Annotated in this window: 3 protein-coding genes and 3 tRNA genes; all 6 read left to right on the top strand. The window is 56.4% G+C overall.

Annotated elements, in window-relative coordinates:
* Nucleotides 1-120: 120 nt before the first annotated feature.
* The 6 genes from birA to BJQ17_RS29385 all read left to right on the top strand — a co-directional run bounded on the left by birA (nt 121) and on the right by BJQ17_RS29385 (nt 2,691).
* Nucleotides 121-1,080 carry a bifunctional biotin--[acetyl-CoA-carboxylase] ligase/biotin operon repressor BirA gene (birA, locus tag BJQ17_RS29360; RefSeq protein WP_003255506.1) on the top strand — a complete coding sequence of 320 codons (960 nt, stop codon included), beginning with the start codon at nt 121-123 and terminating at the stop codon, nt 1,078-1,080.
* A complete protein-coding gene (locus tag BJQ17_RS29365) occupies nt 1,070-1,819 on the top strand; it encodes a pantothenate kinase (RefSeq protein ID WP_003255505.1) in 750 nt (249 codons plus the stop codon). The genes birA and BJQ17_RS29365 overlap by 11 nt, the downstream gene beginning before the upstream one ends.
* A gap of 7 nt (nt 1,820-1,826) precedes the next feature.
* A complete protein-coding gene (locus BJQ17_RS29370) occupies nt 1,827-2,252 on the top strand; it encodes a hypothetical protein (protein ID WP_003255504.1) in 426 nt (141 codons plus the stop codon).
* Nucleotides 2,253-2,404: 152 nt separating this feature from the next.
* Nucleotides 2,405-2,488, top strand: a tRNA-Tyr gene (locus tag BJQ17_RS29375).
* A 24-nt stretch (nt 2,489-2,512) separates the two neighbouring features.
* Nucleotides 2,513-2,586 (top strand) — tRNA-Gly (locus BJQ17_RS29380).
* Between the two features lie 29 nt (nt 2,587-2,615).
* Nucleotides 2,616-2,691: transfer RNA gene (locus BJQ17_RS29385), tRNA-Thr, on the top strand.
* Nucleotides 2,692-2,820: the final 129 nt, after the last annotated feature.

The raw sequence follows: 2,820 nt of genomic DNA on the forward strand, positions 1-2,820 counted from the left end.
CCTGGCCTGCCACTGCTTCTCTCTGTGATTGCGATACAAGGCCTCTCCTGCAGGCCCTTTTCCTATGCAAGCCAACAGCCCATGGCTATCATGCCTCCCTTATTCCAAGTCGAGACTGGCATGCTGAAGTTGTTGAATCTCCTCAAGGACGGTCGGTTCCATTCCGGAGAAGCTCTGGGGGCAGCCCTAGGGGTGAGTCGCAGCGCAGTTTGGAAGCAGCTGCAGCATCTGGAAAGTGAGCTGAACCTCACCATTCACAAGGTTCGTGGGCGCGGTTACCAGTTGGCCGCGCCACTGGCTTTGCTTGAGGCCCAGGCAATCGCCGAGTTCGCCGTGGGCGAACAGTGGCCGGTATTCATCCACGAAACCATCGATTCGACCAATGCCGAAGGCTTGCGCCTTGCCAGTGAAGGGCAGGCGGCTCCATTCCTGGTTCTGGCTGAGCGCCAGAGCGCCGGACGCGGTCGGCGCGGCCGGCAGTGGGTCAGTCCATTTGCTGAAAATCTCTATTACAGCCTGGTGCTGCGCGTCGATGGAGGCATGCGTCAGCTCGAGGGGTTGAGCTTGGTAGTGGGGTTGGCGGTAATGCGCACCTTGCAGGCGTTCGGTGTAAAGGATGTCGGGCTCAAATGGCCTAACGATGTGCTGGTACGTGGGCAGAAGATCACCGGGATTCTCCTGGAGTTGGTGGGCGATCCTGCAGATGTCTGTCATGTAGTGCTAGGCATTGGTGTCAATGTAAACATGCAGGTAAACGAACAGGTCGATCAGCAGTGGACCTCTATGCGGCGTGAGGTTGGAGCAGCCATAGATCGCAATCACTTGGTAGCGCTGCTCAGTCAGCAGCTACAGCACGAATTGGCGCGCCATCGCCGCTACGGCTTTGCTGCATTCCAGGAGGAGTGGGAGCAGGCACACTTGTGGCAGGGGCGCAATGTATCGCTTGTTGCTGGTAGTACACGTATTGATGGTGTGGTTCTTGGCGTCGACGGGCAGGGTGGTTTGCGCCTTGAGGTGGACGGGATGGAAAAGAGCTTCAGTGGTGGTGAGCTCAGTTTGAGGTTGCGTGATGATTCTTGAGCTCGATTGCGGTAACAGCTTCATCAAGTGGCGGGTGATCCATGTCGCCGATGCTGTGATTGAAGGTGGCGGGATCGTCGATTCCGACCAGGCGCTGGTGGCCGAAGTGGCTGCGCTCGCTTCAGTACGCCTCACGGGATGCCGTATTGTCAGTGTGCGCAGCGAAGAAGAAACCGATGCGCTTTGCGCGTTGATTGCTCAGGCATTTGCCGTGCAGGCAAGAGTTGCCCACCCTGTCCGTGAAATGGCAGGTGTGCGCAATGGCTATGACGACTATCAGCGTCTGGGTATGGATCGTTGGCTGGCGGCGCTGGGGGCATTTCACCTGGCCAAGGGCGCGTGCCTGGTGATTGACCTGGGTACCGCGGCCAAAGCGGACTTCGTGTCTGCAGATGGCGAGCATCTGGGGGGCTACATCTGCCCGGGTATGCCATTGATGCGTAGCCAGCTGCGCACTCACACCCGTCGTATCCGCTATGACGATGCCTCTGCGGAGCGCGCATTGACCAGCTTGTCGCCAGGTCGCTCGACTGTCGAAGCGGTGGAGCGCGGTTGCGTATTGATGCTCCAGGGCTTTGCCTACACCCAGCTTGAGCAGGCTCGTGTGCTATGGGGTGAGGAGTTCACCGTGTTCCTCACTGGCGGTGATGCGCCGCTGGTGAGGGCGGCCCTGCCACAGGCGCGGGTCGTGCCTGACCTGGTTTTCGTTGGCCTGGCAATGGCCTGCCCATTGGATTGAGGTGCCTATGCGCTGGTTGTTTCTGCTGTTACTGGTGCTCAACGTCTTTTACTACGTATGGCATCAGCAGGAAGCCCCGCTGAAGGTCAAGGAAGTCGCCCCATTGTCGCTGTACAAGGGGAATCAGCAAGAAATCCGTCTGTTGCGTGAGACAGGTGTGTCGGCACCGCCCAAGCGTCGTGATGAATGCCTGGTAGTCGGAGGCGTGAAGGGGCAGGAGCAGTTGGATGCGCTGCGTCAACGCCTGCTGAGTCTGGATATTGCCACCTCGCCGGTTGCAGGACAGCTGCCTGGAGCGGATGGTCGCTGGCTCAAGGTTGCTCCAGAAAGCGAGCGTTTGTTGGACCAAACGGTGCTCTTGGCTCTTTCCAATGATTTCAAAGACTTAAAACATAAAATTATTTTCTGCCAGGGTATTGCAACTGGCGAATAGCTTGATAGAATGGCGCCCGCTTCACAGGGAACACCACTCAGGTGGTAGAGCTGGAAGCGGTGTCAAAGCAGCTAAGTTTCAGATTTGATTGAAAAAATTTGAAAAAACGCTTGACACTAGGACGGCAGACAAATAGAATGCCGGCCACATCTGGAGGGATTCCCGAGCGGTCAAAGGGGACGGACTGTAAATCCGTTGCGAGAGCTTCGAAGGTTCGAATCCTTCTCCCTCCACCAGTCTTAGCGAGAGCCGCAAGCTCCGCGGGTATAGTTTAGTGGTAGAACCTCAGCCTTCCAAGCTGATGATGCGGGTTCGATTCCCGCTACCCGCTCCAAGTTTGCTGGATTTTGCACAAAATGTTTCGCTCTTGTAGCTCAGTTGGTAGAGCACACCCTTGGTAAGGGTGAGGTCAGCGGTTCAAGTCCGCTCAAGAGCTCCATATAAACAAGGCAGATATGAAAATATCTGCCTTTGTTTTATCAGCGCAAGACTATTTCTTCTGCGGAGGATTGTATCGATGGCTAAGGAAAAGTTTGATCGTTCCCTTCCCCACGTTAACGTCGGCACT

The sequence above is a fragment of the Pseudomonas sp. NBRC 111139 genome, from assembly GCF_001753955.1.
Classification (GTDB): domain Bacteria; phylum Pseudomonadota; class Gammaproteobacteria; order Pseudomonadales; family Pseudomonadaceae; genus Aquipseudomonas; species Aquipseudomonas alloputida.